At 42.3% G+C, this 24,792-nt stretch carries 22 protein-coding genes and 1 tRNA gene; 8 read left to right on the top strand and 15 right to left on the bottom strand.

Annotated features, from left to right (window positions below):
- Positions 1-5 precede the first annotated feature (5 nt).
- Entirely contained in the window at positions 6-665 is a 660-nt protein-coding gene (locus tag FGG15_RS01535; protein ID WP_138832504.1) for a DUF4290 domain-containing protein, read from the bottom strand.
- A gap of 81 nt (positions 666-746) precedes the next feature.
- Positions 747-1,034: a DUF493 family protein gene (locus tag FGG15_RS01530; protein ID WP_138832502.1), complete on the bottom strand. Its 288-nt coding sequence runs from the start codon at positions 1,032-1,034 to the stop codon at positions 747-749.
- 88 nt (positions 1,035-1,122) lie between these two features.
- On the opposite strand from FGG15_RS01530, the gene FGG15_RS01525 reads away from it, so the two are divergent.
- From FGG15_RS01525 to FGG15_RS01505, 5 genes are all read left to right on the top strand, one after another.
- The gene (locus FGG15_RS01525; RefSeq protein ID WP_138832500.1) at positions 1,123-1,686 is read left to right on the top strand and encodes an AAA family ATPase; all 564 of its coding nucleotides are present in this window, start codon (positions 1,123-1,125) and stop codon (positions 1,684-1,686) included.
- The gene (locus FGG15_RS01520; RefSeq protein ID WP_138832498.1) at positions 1,686-3,578 is read left to right on the top strand and encodes a RecQ family ATP-dependent DNA helicase; all 1,893 of its coding nucleotides are present in this window, start codon (positions 1,686-1,688) and stop codon (positions 3,576-3,578) included. The genes FGG15_RS01525 and FGG15_RS01520 overlap by 1 nt, the downstream gene beginning before the upstream one ends.
- Positions 3,556-4,521: a methionyl-tRNA formyltransferase gene (gene fmt / locus FGG15_RS01515; RefSeq protein WP_138832496.1), complete on the top strand. Its 966-nt coding sequence runs from the start codon at positions 3,556-3,558 to the stop codon at positions 4,519-4,521. Before FGG15_RS01520 ends, fmt begins: the two co-directional genes overlap by 23 nt.
- Before the next feature lie 176 nt (positions 4,522-4,697).
- Positions 4,698-4,970, top strand: coding sequence for an HU family DNA-binding protein (locus FGG15_RS01510; RefSeq protein WP_138832494.1), 273 nt, complete (start codon positions 4,698-4,700; stop codon positions 4,968-4,970).
- Positions 4,971-5,095: 125 nt separating this feature from the next.
- A complete protein-coding gene (locus tag FGG15_RS01505; RefSeq protein WP_138832492.1) occupies positions 5,096-5,656 on the top strand; it encodes a YqgE/AlgH family protein in 561 nt (186 codons plus the stop codon).
- Position 5,657: 1 nt separating this feature from the next.
- Here FGG15_RS01505 and FGG15_RS01500 read toward each other — a convergent pair whose 3' ends face one another.
- Together FGG15_RS01500 and FGG15_RS01495 are read right to left on the bottom strand one after the other, a co-directional pair.
- Positions 5,658-6,503 carry an aminotransferase class IV gene (locus FGG15_RS01500; protein ID WP_138832490.1) on the bottom strand — a complete coding sequence of 282 codons (846 nt, stop codon included), beginning with the start codon at positions 6,501-6,503 and terminating at the stop codon, positions 5,658-5,660.
- Between the two features lie 53 nt (positions 6,504-6,556).
- A complete protein-coding gene (locus tag FGG15_RS01495; protein ID WP_138832488.1) occupies positions 6,557-6,940 on the bottom strand; it encodes an START-like domain-containing protein in 384 nt (127 codons plus the stop codon).
- A 138-nt stretch (positions 6,941-7,078) separates the two neighbouring features.
- On the opposite strand from FGG15_RS01495, the gene FGG15_RS01490 reads away from it, so the two are divergent.
- Positions 7,079-7,152: transfer RNA gene (locus FGG15_RS01490), tRNA-Met, on the top strand.
- Positions 7,153-7,295: 143 nt separating this feature from the next.
- Here the strand turns inward: FGG15_RS01490 and FGG15_RS01485 are convergent.
- From FGG15_RS01485 to acs, 7 genes are all read right to left on the bottom strand, one after another.
- Positions 7,296-9,431, bottom strand: coding sequence for a c-type cytochrome domain-containing protein (locus FGG15_RS01485; RefSeq protein WP_138832486.1), 2,136 nt, complete (start codon positions 9,429-9,431; stop codon positions 7,296-7,298).
- A 1-nt stretch (position 9,432) separates the two neighbouring features.
- On the bottom strand, positions 9,433-10,887 hold the full coding sequence (locus FGG15_RS01480) for a DUF1501 domain-containing protein (RefSeq protein WP_138832484.1): 1,455 nt from the start codon (positions 10,885-10,887) through the stop codon (positions 9,433-9,435).
- 10 nt (positions 10,888-10,897) lie between these two features.
- Positions 10,898-13,204 carry a PSD1 and planctomycete cytochrome C domain-containing protein gene (locus FGG15_RS01475; protein ID WP_138832482.1) on the bottom strand — a complete coding sequence of 769 codons (2,307 nt, stop codon included), beginning with the start codon at positions 13,202-13,204 and terminating at the stop codon, positions 10,898-10,900.
- A 207-nt stretch (positions 13,205-13,411) separates the two neighbouring features.
- Positions 13,412-14,680 (bottom strand): NAD(P)/FAD-dependent oxidoreductase, encoded by a 1,269-nt coding sequence (locus tag FGG15_RS01470; protein WP_138832480.1) that lies wholly within the window; start codon positions 14,678-14,680, stop codon positions 13,412-13,414.
- Between the two features lie 141 nt (positions 14,681-14,821).
- Positions 14,822-15,208, bottom strand: coding sequence for a DoxX family membrane protein (locus tag FGG15_RS01465; protein ID WP_138832478.1), 387 nt, complete (start codon positions 15,206-15,208; stop codon positions 14,822-14,824).
- 93 nt (positions 15,209-15,301) lie between these two features.
- Complete coding sequence (locus tag FGG15_RS01460) at positions 15,302-16,900, bottom strand: LamG-like jellyroll fold domain-containing protein (RefSeq protein WP_161991892.1); 1,599 nt, start codon at positions 16,898-16,900, stop codon at positions 15,302-15,304.
- Between the two features lie 54 nt (positions 16,901-16,954).
- A complete protein-coding gene (acs, locus tag FGG15_RS01455; protein WP_138832474.1) occupies positions 16,955-18,862 on the bottom strand; it encodes an acetate--CoA ligase in 1,908 nt (635 codons plus the stop codon).
- A gap of 122 nt (positions 18,863-18,984) precedes the next feature.
- On the opposite strand from acs, the gene FGG15_RS20430 reads away from it, so the two are divergent.
- Both FGG15_RS20430 and FGG15_RS01445 read left to right on the top strand, forming a co-directional pair.
- Entirely contained in the window at positions 18,985-19,848 is an 864-nt protein-coding gene (locus FGG15_RS20430) for an AraC family transcriptional regulator (RefSeq protein ID WP_138832471.1), read from the top strand.
- Between the two features lie 77 nt (positions 19,849-19,925).
- Entirely contained in the window at positions 19,926-20,681 is a 756-nt protein-coding gene (locus FGG15_RS01445) for an SDR family NAD(P)-dependent oxidoreductase (RefSeq protein ID WP_138832469.1), read from the top strand.
- Between the two features lie 40 nt (positions 20,682-20,721).
- Here FGG15_RS01445 and FGG15_RS01440 read toward each other — a convergent pair whose 3' ends face one another.
- The 4 genes from FGG15_RS01440 to FGG15_RS01425 all read right to left on the bottom strand — a co-directional run bounded on the left by FGG15_RS01440 (position 20,722) and on the right by FGG15_RS01425 (position 24,766).
- Positions 20,722-22,497, bottom strand: coding sequence for a sodium:solute symporter family protein (locus tag FGG15_RS01440; RefSeq protein WP_138832467.1), 1,776 nt, complete (start codon positions 22,495-22,497; stop codon positions 20,722-20,724).
- Positions 22,498-22,500: 3 nt separating this feature from the next.
- The gene (locus FGG15_RS01435) at positions 22,501-22,755 is read right to left on the bottom strand and encodes a DUF4212 domain-containing protein (protein WP_138832465.1); all 255 of its coding nucleotides are present in this window, start codon (positions 22,753-22,755) and stop codon (positions 22,501-22,503) included.
- Positions 22,756-22,849: 94 nt separating this feature from the next.
- Positions 22,850-23,806 carry a phosphoribosylaminoimidazolesuccinocarboxamide synthase gene (locus tag FGG15_RS01430; protein ID WP_138832463.1) on the bottom strand — a complete coding sequence of 319 codons (957 nt, stop codon included), beginning with the start codon at positions 23,804-23,806 and terminating at the stop codon, positions 22,850-22,852.
- Between the two features lie 6 nt (positions 23,807-23,812).
- Positions 23,813-24,766, bottom strand: coding sequence for a PhoH family protein (locus FGG15_RS01425; RefSeq protein ID WP_138832461.1), 954 nt, complete (start codon positions 24,764-24,766; stop codon positions 23,813-23,815).
- Between the last annotated feature and the right edge of the window lie 26 nt (positions 24,767-24,792).

Genomic DNA, 24,792 nt, shown 5'->3' with positions numbered 1-24,792 from the left:
GGAATTTAATACCTTTTTTTACCCCTATTACTTCGTTGTCCCTTCTTGTGATTGGTGCTGCCGCCATTTCTATTGGATTTGGCCAAGCGATTCTTAAGGAACTGTCCACTATCAGTAAGGTTTTCTCCTTTTGGGGCCAAATCTATCTGCCCATCACTTAATTCTTTTAGGTGTGCAAAAATTGCGGAGTCCTCAACGGTGTCCTTGTTCCAATTGAGGTAACACTTTTTCATGTGGTTGGCTATGGCATATTCCAAACCGGAACGCATATCTCCTTTTTCCCATTTAATGGCCACATCGATCATACGTTTGATGTTGTTGCCATAAAAACGATACTTGGGGTGGTTCTGTGGATACTCCAGAGGTTCTGGACGTTGTTGCAAGGTCTCCTGCGATGTTATTGGAAATGGGGAATCCACGTCCAGTTTAAAATCGGACATGATAAAGAGTTGGTCCCATAGTTTATGCTGAAAATCTGGCACATCTCGCAAGTGGGGTTGCAAATTCCCCATTACACTAATAATGGACTTGGCCACTTTGTTGCGTTCCTCGCGATCGGCAATGGAAACCGCATGATCCACCATTTTTTGGAAATGACGACCATACTCTGGTATGTGAAGCTTTGGACGCTCCGTATTATATTCTAAGTTGTCTACTGAATTCAAATTACTAGGTTTAATGAAATTAACTAACGGGAAGTCTATCCTATAACGTCCGCAAAATACTAAAAATTATGGCAATCCGGTTTAAAGCGATATTACTCCCTCTACTTGGGAAACTTCTTTGTACTTGGCAATCACTGCATCCGGGCTTTCCAATTGCACGGTAATGGAGATACTGGTATAAGTTCCCTTCTTGGATTTTTTGGATTCGATAACCGCCCCGGTATTATCAAATATGGTATTGATCTGTTCTATTTTTTCCTTGTCCGTTGGGACTATAAACTTATAAAGATATTTGGACGGCCAACTGCTATTCTCCAACAACTGCTCCCTTAGGCGGGCATAAAATTCATCGGATTTCTCCTTCTCCATGCTTCAAGTTTTTACAAAGATATGGCTTACTATGCAATTTTTTTTCCTTGTCCCTATTTCATTACTTTGTGTTGATAAAATTATCTGATTGAAGAACCATAAAGTTGTCATTACAGGAGCTCCTGGAACTGGAAAAACGTCCATTATAAATGGCCTAGAAAACCAAGGTCATCACTGTTTCCATGAAATCATTAGGGATATGACGTCAAATGCAAAAAAAGAAGGTCTGCCGGATTCCTTTGTGTCCAATCCCCTCGTTTTTGTGGATGATGCGTTACAATTCAACAAAGATTTACTTTATGGAAGAACCAAGCATTATATTGACTCTTTGGACCTGAATGTTCCCATTAGTTTTTTTGATCGCGGTATTCCTGATGTTCTGGCTTATATGGACTTTTTTGACCAGACCTATGACCAAGAGTTTACTGATGCTTGCGAAAATCACCTCTACGATGCCATTTTTATAGTTCCGCCTTGGAAGGAAATTTACATTTCGGACAATGAGCGACTGGAAAGCTATGAAGAGGCTGAAAAAATCCATGATGCCTTGATGGAAACTTACATGAGATTTGGATATAATCCCACTCTCGTTCCAAAGGATCCTGTAAATGCGCGTGTAGATTTTATCCTGGATAACTTGAAATCCATTTAGTGCAAAAAGATGCGAAATCCGTTTTAAGGGAATACTGGGGCCACAAAGATTTTAGAGGTTCCCAAAGCCAAATTATTGAGGCCGTTCTGGCCAAACAAGATCTATTGGCCTTAATGCCAACAGGTGGTGGCAAGTCCATTTGCTATCAGGTGCCGGCATTGGCCATGGAGGGTATTTGCATTGTGATATCGCCATTGGTGGCCCTTATCCAAGACCAAGTACAGCAGCTCAAACAAAAAAACATCAAAGCCATTGCGCTAACAGGGGGAATCCCTTTTTCCGAACTCAGTGACCTTTTGGACAATTGTGTATATGGCAATTACAAGTTCCTCTATCTCTCTCCGGAACGACTGCAACAATCCACGGTTCAAGAGCGAATTCGGGAAATGAACGTGAATCTTGTTGCTATAGATGAAGCACATTGTATATCACAATGGGGCAATGACTTTAGGCCCGCCTATTTGGATTGCTCCGTATTAAAGGATTTAACTCCCGAAACGCCAACAATTGCTTTAACGGCAACAGCAACCCCAAAAGTGGTACAGGATATCTTGGAGAACCTTCAATTGGAAAAGCCCAAGGTGTTCAAAGACTCTTTCTCCCGCTCCAACATCAGTTTTAAGGTTAAGCACACGGAAGACAAGAACTATCAACTTAAAAAGATTCTGACAAAATTTAGCGGCAGTTCCATTGTGTACGTTCGCTCGAGGAGAATGACGGTTTCCTTGTCAGAATTCTTGAATAAGAATGGGATTAAAACTACCTTTTTTCATGGCGGTATCTCCAAAGCGGATAAGGAAGAGAAGCTACAGCTATGGCTCAACGGAAAAGTAAGTTGCATTGTAGCTACCAATGCCTTTGGAATGGGCGTGGACAAACCCGATGTACGATGGGTAATCCACTACCAAATTCCAGATAGTTTGGAAAGCTACTTTCAAGAAGCAGGAAGAGCTGGAAGAGATGGGAAACCATCATCGGCCTTGATCGTAACCTCCCAGGAGGATGCTGACCGCGCTAAACAACAATTTTTGTCCTCCTTGCCCGATGTGGGTTTTGTGAAACAACTTTATATCCAGCTTAATAATTTCTTTCAGATGTCCTACGGGGAATCAGTATTGGATTCGTTGAGCTTCAAATTCAACACCTTTTGCAAGCGCTATGGATTCCCTCCTAATATGGCCTATAATGCACTGCGCATTTTGGATCAAAATTCGGTGATTTCCCTATCCGAGAATTTTACGGAAAAAACCACTTTAAAATTTGTGGCTTCCAGAAATGGGATTTTTCAATATTTACAGGATAACCCAAAGGTTGCCCATATTATTCAAACCGTATTACGTACCTACGGTGGAATCACAGAGCATGAAACCAAGATAAACCTACCCTTACTCTCAAAAAAAGTGGGCGAAAGTGAAAAAGCCATCAAAAAAGTATTAAAGCAATTGCACGCTGATGGTGTAGCGGAGTATCAGAGTTCCTCGAGTGATTTGGAAATACAATTTTTAGTGCCCCGGGAAGATGACAGAACGATTAACCCCTTCGCAAAAAAAATAAAGGATTTTAACGCAGTAAAGCAAAAGAACATGGCCGCCATGTTGGATTATGTTCAAAATACAAGGGTTTGTAGAAGCGCTTTCATCCTTAATTATTTTGGAGAAAAGACCAACGAAAAGTGTGGTACTTGCGATATTTGCACGCAAGAAGATACCGTTCCATCTGATGGATTAAAGAAAAGTATTTTCAAAAGTCTACAGACTGCATCACAAACATCCAGACAACTGGAACAGGTTTTGGGCATTGAAGAAAAATTGATATTGCATGCCTTGCAAGAGCTTCTAGAAGACGAACGGATTCGATTGAATGAAAGAAATGAGTACGAAATTGAAAAATAACAGGTTACGAATTGTGTTTATGGGCACCCCCAACTTTGCTGTGGGTAGTCTGAAAGCTTTGTTGGAAGCAGGTTTTAATGTGGTTGGCGCAATTACCGCTCCAGACAGGCCTGCCGGCAGAGGGAGAAAAATCCAGGAGTCGGCCGTGAAACAATTTGCAATAGCACACCATATTAAGGTGCTTCAACCTACCAACCTGAAAAGCGAAGAATTCTTGCAAGAACTAAGGGAACTTGGAGCCAACCTACAGGTAGTGGTGGCTTTTAGAATGTTGCCGGAGGTAGTTTGGCGCATGCCTGAGCATGGAACCTTTAATCTGCATGCCTCACTGCTGCCTCAATATCGAGGAGCTGCTCCGATTAACTGGGCAATCATCAATGGGGAAACGGAAACTGGGGTTACCACCTTTTTTATTGACGATAAAATTGATACGGGCAGCATCATTCTTCAAAAAACAGCACCGATCCTTCCAGAAGATAATGCCGGAACCTTGCACGACCGATTAATGGATTTGGGTGCAGGTCTGGTTGTGGATACCTGCAAACGAATTGAAGAAGGTACAGTCACCAGTATTCCCCAAAAGGATACTAAGGAAGTTAAAACCGCACATAAAATACATCGGAATACCTGTCAAATCAACTGGGATCATACTATAAATGATATCCACAATCATATTCGAGGGCTTAGTCCCTACCCCGCTGCTTGGTGTTATTTAATGAATCAGGGAAAAGAAGACCCCATAAAAATATTTAAGACCCAGTTGGAGGAGGTGAATCATGACCATACAACCGGAAAGTTAATCTTGGAAAAACAGACTTTAAAAGTTGCAGCATCAGGAGGTTATCTTCATCTTTTGGAAGTACAACTTCCGGGAAAACGGCGAATGAAAATTGGAGAAGTACTTAATGGCATAAATCTTGATGAAAATGCCCATCTTCGCTAAACCCTTATTAACACTAGGCTCACAAAAGTCCATTTTTTAATTCGACTTTATCAACAAACGTTTCAAGTTATCAACAAAAAGCCCACTTTCCCTTGGTTTTACTTGCGTTTGAGGCAAATCCATATAAATTTGTTCAGCATTAAAATTATTTTAACAACAATTAATTTAATTCCATTATGAACAAAACAGAATTAATCGATGCTATGGCAGCCGATGCGGGCATCACTAAAGCAGCAGCCAAAAAAGCATTGGAGTCTTTCTTGGGGAACGTTGAGGGATCACTTAAAAAAGGAAACAGAGTTTCTTTGGTAGGTTTCGGTTCTTGGTCTGTATCCAAGAGAAATGCAAGAGAAGGTAGAAATCCACAAACTGGACAAACTATCCAAATTGCGGCTAAGAACGTTGTGAAGTTCAAAGCTGGAGCAGAATTGAGCGGCTCTGTAAACTAATTAGATAGGTTATACAATATAGCTAAGCACTTCCAAACGGAGGTGCTTTTTTGGTTTAGGTCCGCACCTAGGCTTTTTGTTATTAACAGATATTATGTTACATTTAATTTAGAGAACCCAGTAAAATGGTAAGCCTAAAGCCCATAAAAGGAAGGTTGCTGGTTGCTGAACCAGCTCTTACAGGAGATGTCTCCTTCAACCGCTCTGTGGTGCTTTTGGCGGAACACAATCAAGAAGGTTCCGTTGGCTTTATCTTGAACAAACCGCTCGATTACAATATCTGCGACCTTATTTCCGAAATCACCATTCCTTTTAAGGTGTTCAACGGCGGCCCTGTGGAACAGGACAACCTCTATTTTATTCACAAGGTACCCCATTTGATTGACGATAGTATTGAAATCTCCGATGGTATTTTCTGGGGAGGAAACTTTGAAAAGACGGTAGAGCTTATCAACAGTAAAACCATAGGAGAGCAAGATATTAGGTTCTTTCTAGGTTATTCCGGTTGGGGCTCCCACCAATTAGATCATGAGTTGGACTCCAAATCATGGGTGGTAGTCCAAAATGAATATGAGAGCAACATCCTTGAGAAATCCTCCAATGCTTTTTGGAAGGAAAAAATGGTGGAATTGGGTGGTGATTATCTACTCTGGTCAAATTCTCCAGAAAACCCCTCTCTAAATTAGTTTACCCCAACCTCGCCTTGGCATTTAATTTTCCCAAAAGCGATTTAGCAGTAGCATTTCCATATTCTTTTTTGCGGTACTTGCCTATGGAAACAATGCCCTGGATACTATTGGTGATGAATAATTCATCCGCTTTTTGAAGTTCAAAAGGCGATATGGATTCCTCTTGCAGTTCCAGTCCTTCTGTTGCGCTAACAATTTCCATGAGTTTCTTTCGGATAATCCCATCCAAACATCCATCACCCAAAGGCGGAGTTTTAATGGTATTGCCCTGTACTAAGAAGAGATTGCCATTGATGACCTCAACCACCTGTTTATCTCCATTGATCAGAAGACAATTGTCAAATCCATTTTCATTGGCAAAAACACTGGCCACTACATTCAAGATTTTGTTGGTAGTCTTCAAGTTGGAAAGCATGTCCTTGTTCACATAATAGTCCTTGAACAGTTCAACTTCATAAGGTCCTTGGTTGATCAAATAAAATGGGGATTCCATGGGCGATACTTCAATCAAATAAGACACCTCATGGGTCTCGGGGCTGTACAATCCGCCATCCTTGCGAAAAACGGTGAGGCGAACCCGAGCGGGATCATCCTCCAAGCCATTTTTTTCAACCGTGCGTTTAATCTCACCCTCAAGAAACTCCAGGGTAAACTCCATTGGGATTTCCATACGAAGAATGCGCATGGAAGACATTAATCTGAAGTAGTGGTCCTCCCAAAAAAAGATGGTTCCGTTAATGCAACGGACGGTTTCGAAAAGGGCATCCCCAAACTTGAGACCACGATTGGAATGTGTTAGGATATTGGAATCCTTGGAAAGCAAAGCACCGTTAAAATTGACCATAAAAAAGTCCCGATTAAAATCGGGACCAAATATACGTTATACTTAAGAATCCTCTACTTGGAACCGAGTACCTGCTTTAAATCGCCCACCTGGTTTTCCCATAGCATCCTCGCTTCGTCCACTTCGTCTTCTTCAGCAAAATCAGTAATGAAGAGCGAAACATCTTTGGTGATTTCATCCACTATGATGCGCATTTCAAAATAACTGTCATCGTCGTTTTCCTCCCAGGCAAATTTTACAAACTCATCGCTTTTTCTCTTCAACATTTTGGCATTTTCTTCCGTGCCGTCCCAGATAAAAGTGAACAATTCACTACGGGAATTAACATTGTCGGCATACCATTCTGATAAGCCGGAAGGGGTAGATATATATTGGTAAAGCAACTGCGGTGAGGCCTGTATTACAAACTCAATTTCAAATTTAACCTTATCACTCATTCTAGTGTTCTATTTTTCCTTTTCAAGATTAGTGTATAATCAGGGAAGATATAAAAATAAATATCAAATAATAAATTAAAATGAATTTTGATTCGGCGAAAATTAAACTTTATATTTGCACCCGCAAAACCGCAAAAAGGCGAGGTAGCTCAGGTGGTTAGAGCGCAGGATTCATAACCCTGAGGTCGGGAGTTCAAGTCTCCCTCTCGCTACTTTTAAACCCCATTTGTAACGAAATGGGGTTTTTTTGTGCCTTGTTATTAAAGTTCAATTACCTCTAAGAATTGCTTGTATTCATGACCCAGTTCAAGTGGATGTGCTTGGGTCATTTCTCCTGAGTTTTAATCCAACTAAATTATGGGTAGAAAAACAACTCATCTACAAAGAGTTGTCCTTCCTCTCCTTTTTTAGAATGCCAAGGTGGTAAACTTTCGAATCTTTCGGCCTTTATTTTGTAGTATCGGAAAGAGCTTTGTGAGAATTTTACAGACACATTGGATACCCCAAATGACGTTGCATCTTTCTTAAAACCTACCTCCATTTTTTTTAATAGCTTTAAATCCGATTTCTCGTTTCCTCCCCAAACTTCTATGGTCTTGGGTGGTGCAATCCTTTGACCTTCTATTAAACAATGGCTCAGCATTAGTTCACCAATTTTTGGGGGTATTTCTCCAAAATCAGCCATTGCAATCAACGGAGCTTCGCTAAATCCAAGCCAAGCCAATGAGATCATGCTTTCTTGGGGACCTATATAATCATCAATTAAAGTAGCGCCACCGTATCCCTTATTTTTTGGATTGGGTTTGGAGATTAGTTCCAAAGAAATGGGCCTTATCCCCTTTTGGAAAAAACTGAACGTAGCTTCATCACTAGGGGCCCACCCTTCTTTGAAGGCTTTGGCCTTCAGGATAAATTTGGAAGCAAAACTCAGGGGTTTTGAATACAATTGGGAAGTACTGTCCGGAGCTGAACCATCCAAGGTAAAGCGGATGTTTACATTTTTAAGTTTATGTGTCAACATAATAGGGTCTCCTTTTGAAAGAATAGCACTTTTGTTACTCAAAATGGGTGCGCCCAATTGAAACTTCTCATCTGGCTTGCCTTCAAACCCGACTACGAAATGTATCTTGGGAAATTCATTCTTAAGGGACTCCAGTTCAGTTGGCGAGATTTTAGTTCCCCACGCATAAACCGTATGAAGCTCTGGGAAGGACCCTAAAACGTTTTCCAATGTTGCATCTATTTGTGTTCCCGAAACGGCAAGGGATTTTAGTTTGGAACAGGATGATAGTTCGGCTAATCCAGCACTGGTAACCTTTGTGAAATTCAGGTTGAGTTCTTCCAGATTGGACATCTTTCCAACTGATTCAAGATTTGCATCCGTAATTGGTAAATGGGACAGATTTAAAGACACCACTTGAGTTTTTATTTTTAACAACTCTGAAATGGATTCTTGACTAAAAGCGCTTAGTCCAAAAATTGCCACTTCAACAGCTGGAGAATTTGGGGATTTCTGTAAAACTGTTCGGTATGGACTATTCAGTGCAGAAATCACCGATTGGTCAGCAAAATCAAAGCTATAAGGTGATTTTTTGTCCACTTTATTAAACCAGTCTTCCATAACCAATGATTTCAAGGGAATGGAATCTGTTAGACTTGCCAAAGTAACGGAAGTATCGGCATCTGCATCAATCCATTGACGAATAAGTTGAATCTCATATGTGGTGAGCTGGGGTTTTCCCTCTGGTGGCATATGGTCTTCATGTTCAATAGGTAGAAGTGCACGTTTGACAATTTCACTATCCTCACTATTGCCATTTTCCCAAATTGGACCGTTTTCCCCACCTTTTAGAATATCCGAAATGGAAGACATGATCAAATCTCCTTTCTGTTTATCAGGATTATGGCAGCCCACGCACTTTTTATCCAGAACGGGTTGTATATAAGCTTGAAAAATTGGAGTATTTTCATCAATTATAGGAGCGTCGTTAGCTAATAGAGGCTCGGTTAGAAAATTAGTGCCATGGGTAACCCCAGCTCCAAAATGGCCCACCAAAACCATTAGAATTCCACTACTATACAGTAATGGGAAATACAAGTTTTTATTCCTTTCAACGAAGGTGAGTAGGTATGCAATAAAGGCCAAGGCCACCCCGAGCCATTTATGCAACGCCATTAATTCTGAGGTATAGCCTTCCTTAAAAAGCAAAAAACCCATAACCGCGGTCAAGGTGGTGGTCAGAGCGGTTAACCAAAGTAGAAAACGATTTATTTTTTGATAGGATTTCGAATCAATCTGACCCTTAAAAAGTGAGGCAACGATTAAAAGGAAAACCAAAACAACAGGAAAATGCAGTAATAATGGGTGCATTCTACCCAAAGGTTGCAACCAAAATGGAATTTGTACTTGGGATTCAAAAATCAACAGCACAACCAGAAGACAGAGCAGTGCAAATACGGCATTGGAAACTATACGTTCAAATCGTGTCATATTATGCCAAGATGTCTTTTACCACATGCCCGTGAACATCTGTCAACCTGAACCTTCTTCCCAAATATTTATACGTAAGTTTTTCATGATCTAATCCCATTAGGTGCATAATAGTGGCTTGTAAATCGTGCACGTGAACCGGGTCTTTTATGATATTATATCCAAATTCGTCGGTTTCCCCGTAAGATAGACCTCCTTTTACACCTCCTCCGGCCATCCAAATACTGTAACATTTTGGGTGATGGTCACGCCCGTAATTATCTTCCGTTAATTTTCCCTGACAATAATTGGTACGCCCAAACTCCCCTCCCCAAATAACCAAGGTTTCATCCAAAAGTCCACGCTGTTTTAAATCCTTGATTAGGGCTGCAGAAGCTTGGTCCACATCTTTGGCCTGACCCGTCATTTCTTCGACCAAATTGCCATGCTGGTCCCAGCCTTGGTGATACAATTGAACAAATCGCACCCCGGACTCTGACAATTTCCTTGCCAACAAGCAATTGGAAGCATAGGTGCCTGGAATCATACAATCAGTCCCATACATTTTTATGACATGATCAGGTTCTTTGGAAAGGTCAGTAATTTCCGGAACCGCAGTTTGCATGCGATAAGCCATTTCGTATTGTTGGATCTTGGCATGGATTTGTGGATCTCCAAAATCCTCAAAACTCATATGGTTCAACATTGCCAAATGATCCAGCATCTTTTTCCTGTGTTTCATATCCGTCCCCGCCGGGTTGTTGAGATATAGTACAGGATCCTCGCTGGCGCTGAACTGGACGCCCTGATGAACGCTATCCAAAAACCCATTGGACCATAATTTGGAATACACCCCTTGACCATTGCCTTTGCCACGGGACAGCAGTACACAAAACGCTGGCAAATTCTTGTTTTCGCTCCCCAACCCATAACTCATCCAGGCGCCCATACTTGGGCGATTCCCCTGTTGTGAACCTGTCTGCAGAAATGTTAATGCGGGATCATGGTTAATGGCCTCGGTATTTACGGTTTTTATCACGCAAATGTCATCTGTGATCTCCGCAATCTTTGGAAAAAGATCACTTACCCAAGTACCGGATTTTCCGTATTGCTTGAACCCAAATTTTGAACCCACCAACGGAAAGCTTTCTTGATTGGCTGTCATTCCCGTTAACCTTTGTCCTTGTCTGATGGATTCCGGTAAATCTTGCCCATACATTTTATTGAGCAAGGGTTTATAGTCGAAACTTTCCAGTTGGGAAGGCGCTCCGTTTTGAAAAAGCATGATAATGCGCTTTGCTTTGGAAGCAAAATGTTTAATTCCCAATGGCAGTTCATCCATATTCGCAGCGTTCCCTTTAAACAGTTCAGGAATCAATAGGGACCCCAAGGCCGCACTGCCCACACCAAGTGCCATTTTCCCAAGAAAATGTCTTCTGTTTACATTGAATCGATGTTCTAAAAACTCTTTTTCCATGAGTATTGTCTTAACTACGAGTGATGGCTTCCTCTAAATTGTACATGGTATGAATTAGTTGCATTAATGCCGCTATGGTGGGATCGTCTCCATTTTCCATTTGCCGATATTCCCCTACGGTAATGAATTTGGTTGCTTCCTCCCGATTCGATTGAAAATGTTGCAATTGATCTTCAAAATACCCTAACAAAACCTCTAATTCCTCAGGCTTTGCTTCACGGCAAACTATGCGTTTAAAGGCATTGTTAATAAGATCTGGATTTTGCAAATCTGATTTGCTTAGATTTTGCGCCAACACTCTGGATGCCTCAAGGACCGTGGGATCGTTTAGCATTACCAAGGCCTGAAGGGGAGTTCCCGTGTTTAATCTTCTCACCTCGCATTGATCTCTATTGGAGGCATCAAAAGTCAACATAGATGGTGGGGGAACCGTGCGTTTAATAAAAGTATAAATACCCCTTCTATAGAGATTTTCACCATGATCCTGAACGTATGCCTTGAGTACTCCCCTACCGGAGGTAGCAGCCAACCAAAGGCCATCAGGTTGATAGGGTTTTACGCTAGGTCCTCCAATTTCATCATTGAGCAGACCGCTACTTGCCAATACATGGTCTCTGATCATCTCAGCGCCCAAACGTGTACGATGCATCCGGGACAGTAATATGTTTTCTGGGTCTTTCTCCTGCTTTCGTTTATTGGTTTGTGCAGATTGGGTATACGTGGACGACATCACAATTTGTTTTACCAAACGCTTAATGTCCCAACCGTTTTCCCGAAAATCCACGGCAAGCCAATCCAGTAATTCAGGATGGGTGGGTAATTCTCCTTGCATACCAAAATCCCCAGCAGTCTTTACAATACCCTGACCAAAAAATTCTTGCCAAATTCGGTTTACAAAAACCCTAGAGGTTAACGGATGTTTATCACTTAAAAGCCATTTGGACAAGCCCAACCTATTCGAACTAAAATTCAAGGTATCGAACTCCATGATGGCTTTTGGGGTATTAAAGGTGACAACTTCTGTCTTGGCATCATAATTCCCGCGATCAAGAATGTGGGTGTCCCTAATCCCTACGGAATCTGCCATGACCATCACGGCTACGGGGTATGAATCCTTCTTGTTGACAAAGGTCAAAACATCGTTTACCATTTCATCTGTGATTTCCATTCTAGGTGGATCCGCCGTATTCTCATCAAAGGTTCCGACCAATCCCTTTTCAGGAACTTTATCAAAAAAAGCAAAGGTGCTGTAATAATCATGTTGCGAGATGGGGTCGTATTTATGATCATGACATTTGGCGCATTCGAACGTCAACCCCAAAAATGCCTTTCCGAATGTGTTTGTTCTGTCGGTCACGTATTCAATTCGGTACTCTTCATCAATTACTCCACCCTCTTGTGTAATCTTATGATTTCGATTGAATCCCGTTGCCAAGAGCGTCTCCTCATTCTGCTCTGGAAGTAAATCCCCTGCCAATTGCCAAGTTAGAAATTGGTCGAAGGGATAGTTCTTGTTAAATGCGTGGATTACCCAATCGCGCCAGGGCCACATGGTTCTCGGGCTATCATCTTGGTAACCGTGCGAATCCGCGTAGCGGGCAATATCCAACCAATGGATAGCCATTTTTTCACCATAATGCGCATTGGACAGTAGTTCATCCACTACCTTTTCATAAGCCTCCGGCGAGGTGTCCTGCTCAAAAGCTTCCTGCATGGCGATAGTAGGAGGAAGTCCCGTTAAATCAAAAGACACCCTTTTCAACAATTGTGATTTGACTGCTGTTTCGTTGGGTTTTAATTTCTTTTCGTGCAATTTTTTCAGGATAAAGCGGTCTATCTCATTGGCACACCAATCTTCATTGAGTACTTCGGGTAAGTCTGATTTTGCAGGGGGAACAAACGCCCAGTGGGGTTTATAACCCGCTCCTTGTTCTATCCACTTTTTTATGAGTTCAACATGGTACGAACTGAGTTTTAAATTGGATTCCGGCGGGGGCATCATCACCGTGGAGTCTGTAGAGGAAATTCGCAGGTAAACTTCGGATTGCTCGGGTTGCCCGGAAACAATAGCAAATTTGTCGTTGTAATCCTTTAGGGCTGCATAGGCTCCTTCCTGGGTATCCAAACGAAGGTCTGCCTCTCTTTTATTGGCGTCAGGGCCATGGCATGCAAAACACTTGTCAGAAAGTATGGGCCGTATGTGAAAATTAAAATCAACCACATCCGGCACCTTGTTTTCATAGCTGTCAGACGCCCTATCCAAGCAAGAGCAACAGACCAAAGCAATCAATAGGGTGCGAAATGATGTAATGCTCATAAAACGGTGCAATGGAAATTACAAACAAGGTAGCCAACCTGTCGCAATTTTACCAAAAAATACCCCGTTTTATAAAATAAATGGTCGATAATGATTTAAAAATCAAGAAATTGAGCTGTAGACACCATGCAGAACGCTAACTAACGGTGGAATTTGGTCCAATACCACAATCCACAACTTTTGCTTTTATTTTGGTGAATAAGCGCTCTAGCCCCGCTCCCTAGGTTTAATTATCATTCTGAAATACTGGTCCTTGTATAGGTAATAGCCAATCCAGTTGTACAGGGTACGTACTTTGTTCTTAAAGTTTACCAGCCCCATAATGTGCACAAATATCCATATGAGCCAGGCCCAAAAGCCTTTTACAAAAAAGCGTTCTTTGGGCGGGTCCAAAACTGCCTTGTTTCGTCCAATAATGGCCAAAGAGCCCTTATTTTTATATACAAAAGGCTTCCACTTACCATTTTTACCCAAAAAATTGGCGGCCAAATTTTTTGCCTGCTGTAGCGCAGGTTGTGCCAACTGTGGATGTCCATCAGGATAATCCTTGTCGCCCAAAATCAAAGCGCAGTCTCCCAAGGCATAAATGTTGTCGTAACCGTCTACTAAGTTATACGTGTTGGTCTTCAATCTTTTCCCTCTTCCAAAACTAATTTCTTTAAAGCCCTCAAAAGTCCTAGCAGACACTCCCGCGGCCCATATCAGATTTTTGGCGGCTATGGTATTTCCATTGGATAAATGCACAGTTTCCTCCACAAAATCAGTCACAAGTGTATTCAGTATGATCTTCACTCCTAACTCTTGCAATTTCTTGTAGGTATATTTCTGGGATTTGGTAGACATGGCTGCCAAAACTGCATCTTGTCCGTCCAGCAAATAGATATCTCCCAAATCTTTTTTGTCCAATTCAGGATAGTCCTTTTGCAAGATGTGATCTCGCATCTCCGCAAAAATCCCGGAAAGTTCAACCCCGGTGGGCCCAGCACCAGCAATCACGAACGTGAGCAATTTTTTCCGGGCGGCACTATCCGTAAGTCTAGTGGCCCTATCCAAGCGGGTGAAGATTACATTTCTTAGTGAAAGGGCATCGCTAATAGTCTTCATAGGAAGACTATACTTTTCGATGTTCTTGTTCCCGAAAAAATTGGTTTCCGTACCCGTAGCCATAATTAGGGTATCGTAAAAGAGTTCGCCATTGTCCAAAATAATCTTGTTCTCGGTCGGTACCACCTCTTTCAGCTCCCCAAGTCTAAATCGTGTATTTTTCCTTTGCCTTAAGATCTTTCTAAAGGGATAACTTATGGCCGATGGTTCCATAAATCCAGTGGATACTTGGTAGATTAAGGGTGGAAAGAAATTGTAGTTGTTGGCGTCCACCAAAATGATATTGAACTCTGGGGAATCCCGCATACTTTTGATGAATTCTAAACCTGCAAACCCCCCGCCAACAATGACAATCGTATGTTTATGTGTCAATCTGATCTTGTTTTAATGAAACCTACTACAAAAGTACCTCCCAACGGTGAATTTCCGATTAAGCTGGCTTAAGAAAATGGTGGATTTAACCTAGTTTTAAGGTTTGCGTTCTGGCGACAAAATTTCTTTCAAAACTACCCCTTACCGAAACGAAAGAAGCAACTGTTTCAACTGTCCCCAGTACATTTTCAATAGGATGGCACAGCACAATAAAACGATGACGGCCAAATAGAAGAGTAATCCGCCATCTCCCTGTACTTCAATCCCCAAACTGGTCAAATGGAAGAAAATGGCACCAGAAATCACACCAATCCCCATCAAGGCTCCCAAACCTACGGTTCTTGGCCAAAGTAGCAGGACACTTGCAATCAATTCCACTACCCCGCTGCCATAACGACCCCAGGGTTCCATGCCCACTTGCTCGAATATATAGATGCTTTCCGGAGCACCGGTAAACTTAAAGAATAGGGTTTGCAGTAAAATAATGGCCGCAACCAAACGTAATATCCAGGAGATTATGTTTTTCATGATGTAATGGTTTGTGTTACTTGGTCTGCATCCCTTAGCCTTGCCTTACACCCTTGTGTTAACTTTTGTTATCAAAAGCTGCTCCTGTTGATTTTAATCTATTCGGAAAACGGTCAATACCCCGGCGTGATCTGACGGAAACATAATGGGGTGATAATCCACTACTTTGGATTCAATGGCATTAAGATTTTTGCCCTGATAAAAAATATAGTCGATTCTATCGCGTAACCCATATTTATCTGATGAAGTAGCCGCTCTGGGAGTCCATGTAAAACCTGGGTCAAGCAATGGGTCAATGTGTAGTTCCCGATAGCTATCCTTAAAACCAGCATTGGTCATTTCCAAACTCACAGGCCATTTGATTTTTTTATTGTGGTGTATTCCCTTGGTTTCCTCAATCCAATCCAGATGGGAGCCCACATTAAAATCCCCAGACATAACTATGGGTGTTTCCTCTGACTCTTCTAGGTAAGGTGCAATTTCCTTAAGTATCGCCTTGACCTCTGCATGGCGTGTTTCTCCTTCTTCTGTGACCAACTGTTTGGGGGATTTCTTTCCTTCAATCACGCCTTGGCCATAATCTGGAAGGTAATGCAGCCATGTGTCGAAAAATATAAGGTCTTTGCCCCCGCCTAAACTAAGTTTTGCCCCACCAAAGTTAAAAGGCTTAAATGCGGTTATTGTTTCAGTAATTGGATACCTGCTCATAATGGATAAATTGGAACTGATCAAATAAAAATGATAGCCCAAGGCATCTGCTATTATTTCACCGGACCCATAGGTTTCAATCAATCCAATAATATCGGCATCGGTTGCCTTTATGGTTTCTATTACCCGCTGCACACCAACCGCCTCACCATATCGATGTCCTCCATGCCAGATATTCCAGGCCAAAACTTTTAGATGTTGGGGCTGTATGCGATTCTTGTCCTCATTAGTGCTTGGATAAAACCTGAGATACTGTTTTTGAATTTCTTCTGGACGTACCACCCTATCCCAAATTTTTACCTCATCTACAAAACCATTGAAGGCGTTCCACTGCGCATAGGATCCATATTCCCATTTTTCGTCAGATCCTCCAACAACGGTGGCCAATTCTGTTTGAAAATCCCCAATGCCCGGAGTGTTGTATATGGCTACATTGTTCCCGTCCAAATACATCCAGACCTCTTCTTTGTCCTGATTGATGGCAAAAGCGATTTGATGCCATTTTCCATCATTGACTTGTTGCCTTTTGGCCGTGGGCCTATAATCGTATTGACTTTTTCCATCGTGCAAGTTCAAAGCCCAAGCTCCATTCTCACTGGTGTACAATTGCCATCCTTTTGAATCAGGTTTATTGGCCTTTTTGTTCCCTATAATGGGTGACCCCATGATGGCATCTGGCAGCGTTTTTATCCAGATTTGAATTGAAAATGACTGCTTATCCGTGTATGGAATTACCTCACTTTTCAGTTTAACAGGTCTTCTTAAGGCTGCATTAGCTGAAAGATCCAATGCTCTACCTGATATCCCTTCTGCATATTCTGATCGCAGTAAATCCACCATATAAATGGCTTCTTCCTTAGGAATTATAGTTTCTTCAAACCCATGGGTATCGAAATCCAATTGAAAAATAGGTTCCTGTGCGCTGACAACGCCAACAAATTGCACAAATACCATGGTAACCCATAAAGTTCTTATTAAACTCATGTTATACAGAAATTTTTGGACCATCCAAGTCCACAAACAATTATACTACAGCATTTATAATGCTTCCTCTATGATTTTTTCAACCACTTCTGGGTTCAACAAGGTGGAGATATCCCCAAGATTGCTCGTGTCTTTGGAGGCAATCTTACGTAAAATTCGACGCATGATCTTACCACTTCGGGTTTTAGGCAAACCGGGTACAAACTGAATTTTATCCAACTTGGCTATGGGCCCGATGTGTTCTGTAATCATTTGGTTGATTTCTTTTTTCAGATTATCACGATCACGAGATTCACCTGTTTCCTTTAAGATGACGTAGCCATAGAGCGCATTCCCTTTAATGTCATGCGGGAAGCCCACAATAGCAGACTCAGCCACTGCTGGGTGCTCGTTAATGGCATCTTCAATAGGAGCTGTGCCCAAATTGTGTCCGGATACGATAATCACATCATCTACTCTACCAGTGATTCTGTAATAACCAACTTCATCCCGCAGTGCTCCATCTCCGGTGAAATATTTGCCCTCGAAAGCTGAAAAATAAGTGTCTTTGTACCGCTGGTGATCCCCCCAAATGGTTCGTGCTATGGAAGGCCATGGGAACTTAATACATAGCCGCCCATCTACTTGGTTTCCTTTAATTTCTTTGCCATTTTCATCCATTAATGCGGGTTGTACCCCAGGCATGGGCAGCGTGGCGTAAGTGGGCTTGGTCGGTGTGGAAAATGGAATAGGTGAAATCAGAATCCCTCCGGTTTCGGTCTGCCACCAGGTATCTACGATCGGACATTTTTTCTCTCCCACATGATCATTGTACCAGTGCCAAGCTTCTTCGTTAATGGGTTCTCCAACCGTACCCAATACCTTAAGGCTTGATAGGTCGTATTTGTCCACAAATTCCAAATTCTCCTTGGCTAAAGCCCTGATGGCTGTTGGTGCCGTATAGAACTGGGTCACTTTATGCTTTTGCACAACTTCCCAAAATCGACCAAAATCTGGATAGGAAGGAACACCTTCGAACATTACAGTGGTAGCTCCGTTGGCCAAAGGTCCATAAACAATATAGGAATGACCTGTAATCCAGCCAACATCTGCGGTACACCAGTACACATCCTCCTCACGGTATTGGAAGACATTTTTAAAAGTAAATGCCGTATACACCATATAACCTGCAGTGGTATGCATCATTCCTTTAGGTCTCCCCGTTGAACCCGAGGTATATAGAATAAACAACGGGTCTTCAGCATCCATAATCTCGGCAGGATAGTCAGAATAAGCTTTATCCAGCAAGGGCTGTAACCATTGATCCCTACCTTTTTCCATATGGATTTTTGCACCGGTTCTTTTGGCGACCAAAACGGACTTAACACCTGGACATTGTGCCAAGGCCTCATCTACAATACCTTTTAGATCAATGGTTTTTGCACCACGATACGAACCATCAGAAGTCAAAACCATTTTGGCATCACAATCGTTGATTCGCGTGGCTAAAGCTGTTGACGAAAACCCAGCGAAGACCACGGAATGTATTGCCCCAACACGTGCGCAAGCAAGCACTGAAATGGCCAATTCTGGAATCATGGGTAAATAAATGACCACACGATCACCCTTTTCCACTCCATTATCCTTTAGTACATTGGCAAACTTGCAAACACGTTCATGCAATTGCCTATAGGTGATATGCTCAGCTGGCTCCTTGGGGTCGTTGGGTTCAAAAAGAATCGCTGTTTTATTGCCTCGAATGTGTAAGTGTCGGTCAATACAGTTTTCTGTAATATTGAGTTGCGCACCATCAAACCACTTTATTTCAGGCTTGCTGAAATCCCAATCCAAAACAGAGTCCCATTTTTTCCTCCAGACGAAATGCTCCTCTGCTACTTCTTCCCAAAATTCCTCAGGATTTCTGACTGATTTTCGATACACCTGAAAATACTCCTCTAGGTGTTTGATGTGGTAATTGCTCATGCGCTTGGTTTAGTTAATTCAGAACCTTAAAAATATAAAAAAACCAACCGTTTTAATAGCGAAAGGTGTTTTATCGACGTAAGGGTTTTATGTAACTTCGACCTACTCATCCACATAGACGAATGACAGAGATAAAAAGGTACGACCTACATAAAAATGACCCTTCCAAGCTTCATTTTGAGGTAAACAATGCGCGAAAGTACCTTGACAAAAACCTGAAACATGCTGCCATCCCACATAGGCACAGCTTTTACCAAATTATCTGGTTCAAGGAAAAAGGAAGGCATTATGTGGACTTTGAGGTGGTAGAGCATGAGGCGCAAGCGGTTTTTTTCATCAACAAAAACCAAATCCACTATTTCTGTCCAGATTCGTCCAATGAGGGATTTTTATTCCACTTCAATGATGAGTTCATCAATACCCATGGCCCAGGAAGGATGGAGCGATTCTCCACCACCATATTCAATGAGATTGGAAATCGTTTTCTGAAGATACCAGCAACGGAAATTCAAAAAATGGGATTGATTACCTCGTACATTGAGTCCGAAATCTTGGCCAGGGAGCAAAACTACCGTGAGCAAATCTATCACCATTTTCAAACCATCTTATACTTGGTTGAACGTCTGCGAAGCAAGGCTAACAACTTTGACCTCAAATCGCATCCAGAGTACAAAATGGCGTCAGACTTCAAAAAACTAATTTTCCAATGGTTGGATGCACCCAAAAGTATTGATGACTACGCAAGTGCTCTTGGCACCAATTCCAAATCCTTGACACGAATCTGCAAAAAATACTTGTTGGACACCCCGGCCCATATCATCCGACAAAGTAAACTGCTGGAAGCCAAGCGAATGTTGTCCAATCAAAAAACATCTGTTAAGGAAATTGCATATTCCCTAGGTTTTGAAGATCCTACTTACTTTACCAAATACTTCAAAAAAGGTACGGGAACAACTCCCAAGGAATTTCAAAGGAAGGTGCTCTAAACTACCAGAAACTGTCCTTGGATCACCATTTTTTCTTTTGCATTGTTAGGAATTTTACATCATCTAAAATGTAACATATGAAAAAGCAAGCTTTAATAGTAGGTGGCACCACCGGAATGGGAAGGGCCACCGCAGAACTTTTGTTAAATGATGGTGTTGAAGTCATTATCATAGGAAGAAATGAACAGAATCTTGGTAAAGTAGTGGCTGAGTTGAGCTCCAAAGGAAGTGTAAAAACTGTGGAACTTGATCTCAACGATTTTGGTGCCGTGACCCAGTTTTGTCTAGAATTACCCCTGGAGGTGCCTCATTTGACTTATTTGGTAAATGCAGCTGGTTACTTTAGTCCCAAGCTATTTTTAGAGCATGAGGAGGCTGATTATGACGCTTATCACAATTTCAACAAGGCTTTCTTCTTTATCACCCAGGCCGCTGGTACTATTTTGGTGAAAAACGGTGGCGGGTCCATTGTGAACATTGGTTCCATGTGGGCAAAACAGGCCATAAAAGCCACACCTTCCTCGGCCTATTCCATGGCAAAGGCGGGTCTCCACTCACTTACACAGCATTTGGCTATGGAGCTGGCAGAGCACAATATTAGGGTAAACGCAGTTTCTCCGGCAGTTGTGGTCACCCCAATTTATGGTGCCTTTATTGAAAAAGACAAGATTGAGGAGACCCTTCAAGGTTTTAATGATTTCCACCCTATTGGTAGAGTGGGTCGAGCGGAGGACATTGCCAAAACTATCCATTTTCTACTTACAGACAATAGCTCATGGGTTACTGGAGCCGTTTGGGACGTGGATGGAGGCGTTATGGCCGGAAGAAACTAACATAGGGACGCCCCATTAGTGTCTGTGACATGGATGGGGTTTAATGATCTACCGCTTGTCCTGCCCCACTTGGTATTCTGATGTCCTCCACTATTTGCTGGACATCTTCTGGGGGTGCTGCTGTAAATCTGGAAACTAACAAGGCTACGGCAAAATTGACCAGCATACCCATAGTTCCGAATCCTTCTGGCGAAATCCCAAACCACCAATTATCAGCACCACTGGTTTCTGGATTTCCAATCCATCCCAACTTAAAGCGTGCAATATAATAGGTTGTGATTCCCAATCCTGCCACCATTCCTGTAATGGCACCTTCACGGTTCATTCTTTTACTGAAAATTCCCATGACAATGGCGGGAAAGAAGGAAGAAGCCGCCAGCCCAAAGGCTAGCGCCACCACCGAAGCGACAAAACCGGGTGGATTTATACCAAAATAGCCTGCCACGATCACCGCCAGCACGGCAGAGAATCGGGCAATGAGTAATTCTTTTTTATCCGAAATGTCCTTGGCAAATTGTTTTTTAATTAAATCATGGGAAATTGAAGTGGATATCACCAATAATAATCCAGCTGCCGTGGAAAGCGCTGCAGCCAATCCTCCTGCTGCCACCAAGGCAATGATCCAGTTTGGAAGCCCGGCAATTTCAGGATTGGCAAGTACAGTGATGTCCCGATCAACATATAGTTCATTAGGTGATGCGCTGGCGTTGGAAATTAAACGCTGACCCGAACTGCCTCTTTCTTCCACAAATAGTGGTTTTTTGCCATCTACCGCCGCTCCAGGTAGATATTGAATCTTTCCATCTTCATTTTTATCAGTCCAAGCTATCAGGCCTGTATCCTCCCATTTGGTAAACCAAGATGGAATTTCAGTATAAGGTGTATCCTCCACCGTTTCCATCAAATTGGTTCTGGCAAACACTGCAATAGCAGGTGCCGTGGTATATAAAATGGCAATGAACAAAAGCGCATACCCTGCTGATTTCCGGGCATCTTTCACCTTAGGTACCGTAAAAAACCGGATAATCACATGAGGTAATCCGGCTGTTCCCAACATTAAGGCAGCGGTGATAAAAAAGACATCCGTCATGGATTTTGTACCGTCCGTGTAGGCCGTGAAACCCAAATCGGTCATCAAGCCATCCAATTTGTCCAGAAGATACACGCCGTCCTCCCCTGCAGAGCCCAATCCCAATTGCGGAATTGGATTTCCAGTGGCCATTATCGAAATAAAAATAGCTGGAACCATAAAAGCAAATATGAGGACACAATACTGGGCTACTTGTGTATAGGTAATCCCCTTCATTCCACCTAAAAAGGCATAAAACAACACAACGGTCATTCCAATATAGACCCCTGTATTTACCTCAACATCCAAAAATCTTGAAAATACAACCCCCACCCCGCGCATTTGTCCGGCTACATAGGTAAATGACACAAATAGGGCCGCTATAACCGCGACTGTTCTGGCTACGTTACTGTAATATCGGTCTCCAATGAAATCCGGAACTGTAAACTTGCCAAATTTTCTCAAGTAGGGTGCCAACAACAGAGCCAACAATACATAGCCTCCGGTCCAACCCATCAGATATACGGACCCATCATAGCCTGAAAAAGCAATAAGCCCGGCCATCCCCAAAAAAGATGCTGCGGACATCCAATCTGCAGCTGTGGCCAATCCATTGGCCAATGGTGATACACCACCTCCGGCCACATAAAATTCCTTGGTAGAACCGGCCCTTGACCAAATGGCTATTCCGATATAGAGTGCAAAAGTGAGTCCAACGATGATAAACGTCCAAGTCTGAATTCCCATAGCCTATTCGTTTACCTTGTATTTTTTATCCAACTTGTTCATTAGACGGACGTAAACAAAAATGAGAATCACAAAAACGTAAATGGAACCCTGTTGGGCAAACCAAAATCCCAATTTAAACCCTCCCAATCGAATTGTGTTTAACTCATCCACTAGAAGAATCCCAAATCCGTACGAGACCAGAAACCATATAAATAAAAGGATTGTTAGGTACCGGAGATTTTCCTTCCAGTACTTTTTGCGAAGTGATGTTTCCATTAACAGGTTGGTTTATTCTTGAAATATATGAAATCTCAAATTACTACCTGCTTTAATTTATGGATAGTCACAAAAAGTGGTCTAATTTTGATAACTAGGCAAGCTGACTTAGGTATTGGGATACATTGGCCCCGATTCGTTCTTGAATGTTGTTCACCTCTGCCCTTTCAAAAGTTTCTCCGGTAATGCTTTCATACAATTCGATATACCGTTCAGAAACAGACTCTATGTAAGCGTCACTCATATCTGGAAGGGATTGCCCCTCCAATCCCTGAAAACCATTGCTGATCAACCATTGGCGAACAAATTCCTTGGACAGCTGCTTTTGTACTTCCCCTTTGGCTTGACGCACTTCATATCCTTCAGCATAAAAATAGCGGGAAGAGTCTGGTGTATGGATCTCGTCAATCAAAACAATTTCCCCTTCTTTGGTTTTTCCGAATTCGTACTTTGTGTCTACCAAAATCAGTCCCCGCCCAGCAGCCAATTCTGTGCCCCTTTGGAAAAGAGCCTTGGTATATTGTTCCAGGACCTCGTAATCTTCTTGGGAAACAATGCCTCTGTCCAAAATTTCCTCCCGTGAAATGTCCTCATCATGATCCCCTTGCTCCGCTTTTGTTGCAGGAGTGATTATGGGTTCGGGAAATTTGTCATTTTCTTTCATCCCCTCAGGCATAGGTACCCCGCACAACAGTCTTTTGCCAGCTTTATACTCCCTAGCTGCATGACCTGACAGATAACCCCTTATGACCATTTCCACCTTAAAAGGTTCGCAGGCTTTGCCTACAGCCACGTTGGGGTCGGGTGTTGCCATAAGCCAATTGGGAACAATATCTTCCGTGGCTTTCATCATTTTGGTGGCTATTTGGTTCAGGATTTGACCTTTATAGGGAATTCCTTTGGGCATGACCACATCAAAAGCGGACAGACGGTCGGTGGCAATCATCACCAAAATGTCATCTTCTAAAGTGTAAACTTCCCGTACCTTTCCTTTGTAAACCGATTTTTGTCCTGGGAAATGGAAATTGGTATCCATCAACGTTTTTGGCATGCTAAGCTAGTTTGTGTGCTCTATATTTTTGTAGGCGTCAATGACTTTTTTGACCAGTTTATGGCGAATCACATCTTTGTCATCTAAATAAATAATGCTGATGCCCTGCACATTTTTCAGGATCAAAAGAGCTTCTTTCAAACCCGAAATTACCCTACGGGGCAAATCAATTTGTCCGGGGTCTCCCGTCAACAAAAATTTGGCATTTTTACCCATACGGGTCAGGAACATTTTCATTTGGGCATGCGTGGTATTCTGAGCCTCATCCAGGATAACAAATGCATTGTCCAAGGTTCTACCGCGCATAAAGGCCATGGGGGCTATTTGAATGGTACCGTCCTCTAGGTATTTTTCCAATTTTTCAGGTGCTATCATGTCCCTAAGTGCATCGTAAAGCGGTTGCATGTATGGATCGAGCTTCTCTTTGAGATCTCCAGGTAAAAATCCGAGGTTCTCTCCTGCTTCAACGGCAGGTCTGGTGAGAATGATCCGGCGTACTTGTTTTTCTTTCAAGGCCTTTACAGCCAGTGCGACTCCAGTATAGGTTTTTCCCGTTCCTGCGGGGCCAATGGCAAAGACCATGTCGTCCTTCTTGCAGGCATCCACCAATTTTCTTTGGTTAACAGTCTGCGCCTTAATCAATCTCCCGCTTACTCCATGTACCAAAACTTCCCCGCTACTTTTGGATGACGAAAGTTCTTCTTGTCCGTTGCTCGTGAGCACCCGCTCAATCATGTTCTCATCCAGCTTATTGTATTTGGCAAAGTGGTTGGTCAGCATATCAAAGCGCTTGTCAAACTCTTCCAAGAGTTCTTCGTCGCCATATACCTTTATTTTACTTCCGCGCGCAACAATCTTAAGTTTTGGGAAATATTTCTTCAGTAGTTCAATATTCTCATTCCTCTGCCCAAAAAAATCTTGTGGGCTAATCTCCGTCAGTTCAATAATAAGTTCGTTCAAATAAAGTGGGCTGTTTAAAGGTTATT

Origin of the sequence: Flagellimonas algicola, from assembly GCF_005937185.1 — a bacterium.
In the GTDB taxonomy this organism is placed as follows: domain Bacteria; phylum Bacteroidota; class Bacteroidia; order Flavobacteriales; family Flavobacteriaceae; genus Flagellimonas; species Flagellimonas algicola.
The sequence above is the reverse complement of the archived record's forward strand: the minus strand, read 5'-3'. Positions and strand labels throughout refer to the sequence as shown.

Bases quoted from the DNA above. Each gene is read 5' to 3' on its own strand.
- FGG15_RS01530 (WP_138832502.1), bottom strand. From the start codon at position 1,034: ATGGAGAAGGAGAAATCCGATGAATTTTATGCCCGCCTAAGGGAGCAG.
- fmt (WP_138832496.1), top strand. From the start codon at position 3,556: ATGAGTACGAAATTGAAAAATAACAGGTTACGAATTGTGTTTATGGGC.
- FGG15_RS01510 (WP_138832494.1), top strand. From the start codon at position 4,698: ATGAACAAAACAGAATTAATCGATGCTATGGCAGCCGATGCGGGCATC.
- FGG15_RS01505 (WP_138832492.1), top strand. From the start codon at position 5,096: ATGGTAAGCCTAAAGCCCATAAAAGGAAGGTTGCTGGTTGCTGAACCA.
- FGG15_RS01500 (WP_138832490.1), bottom strand. From the start codon at position 6,503: ATGGTCAATTTTAACGGTGCTTTGCTTTCCAAGGATTCCAATATCCTA.
- FGG15_RS01495 (WP_138832488.1), bottom strand. From the start codon at position 6,940: ATGAGTGATAAGGTTAAATTTGAAATTGAGTTTGTAATACAGGCCTCA.
- FGG15_RS01485 (WP_138832486.1), bottom strand. From the start codon at position 9,431: ATGACACGATTTGAACGTATAGTTTCCAATGCCGTATTTGCACTGCTC.
- FGG15_RS01480 (WP_138832484.1), bottom strand. From the start codon at position 10,887: ATGGAAAAAGAGTTTTTAGAACATCGATTCAATGTAAACAGAAGACAT.
- FGG15_RS01475 (WP_138832482.1), bottom strand. From the start codon at position 13,204: ATGAGCATTACATCATTTCGCACCCTATTGATTGCTTTGGTCTGTTGC.
- FGG15_RS01465 (WP_138832478.1), bottom strand. From the start codon at position 15,208: ATGAAAAACATAATCTCCTGGATATTACGTTTGGTTGCGGCCATTATT.
- FGG15_RS01460 (WP_161991892.1), bottom strand. From the start codon at position 16,900: ATGAGTTTAATAAGAACTTTATGGGTTACCATGGTATTTGTGCAATTT.
- acs (WP_138832474.1), bottom strand. From the start codon at position 18,862: ATGAGCAATTACCACATCAAACACCTAGAGGAGTATTTTCAGGTGTAT.
- FGG15_RS20430 (WP_138832471.1), top strand. From the start codon at position 18,985: ATGACAGAGATAAAAAGGTACGACCTACATAAAAATGACCCTTCCAAG.
- FGG15_RS01445 (WP_138832469.1), top strand. From the start codon at position 19,926: ATGAAAAAGCAAGCTTTAATAGTAGGTGGCACCACCGGAATGGGAAGG.
- FGG15_RS01440 (WP_138832467.1), bottom strand. From the start codon at position 22,497: ATGGGAATTCAGACTTGGACGTTTATCATCGTTGGACTCACTTTTGCA.
- FGG15_RS01435 (WP_138832465.1), bottom strand. From the start codon at position 22,755: ATGGAAACATCACTTCGCAAAAAGTACTGGAAGGAAAATCTCCGGTAC.
- FGG15_RS01430 (WP_138832463.1), bottom strand. From the start codon at position 23,806: ATGCCAAAAACGTTGATGGATACCAATTTCCATTTCCCAGGACAAAAA.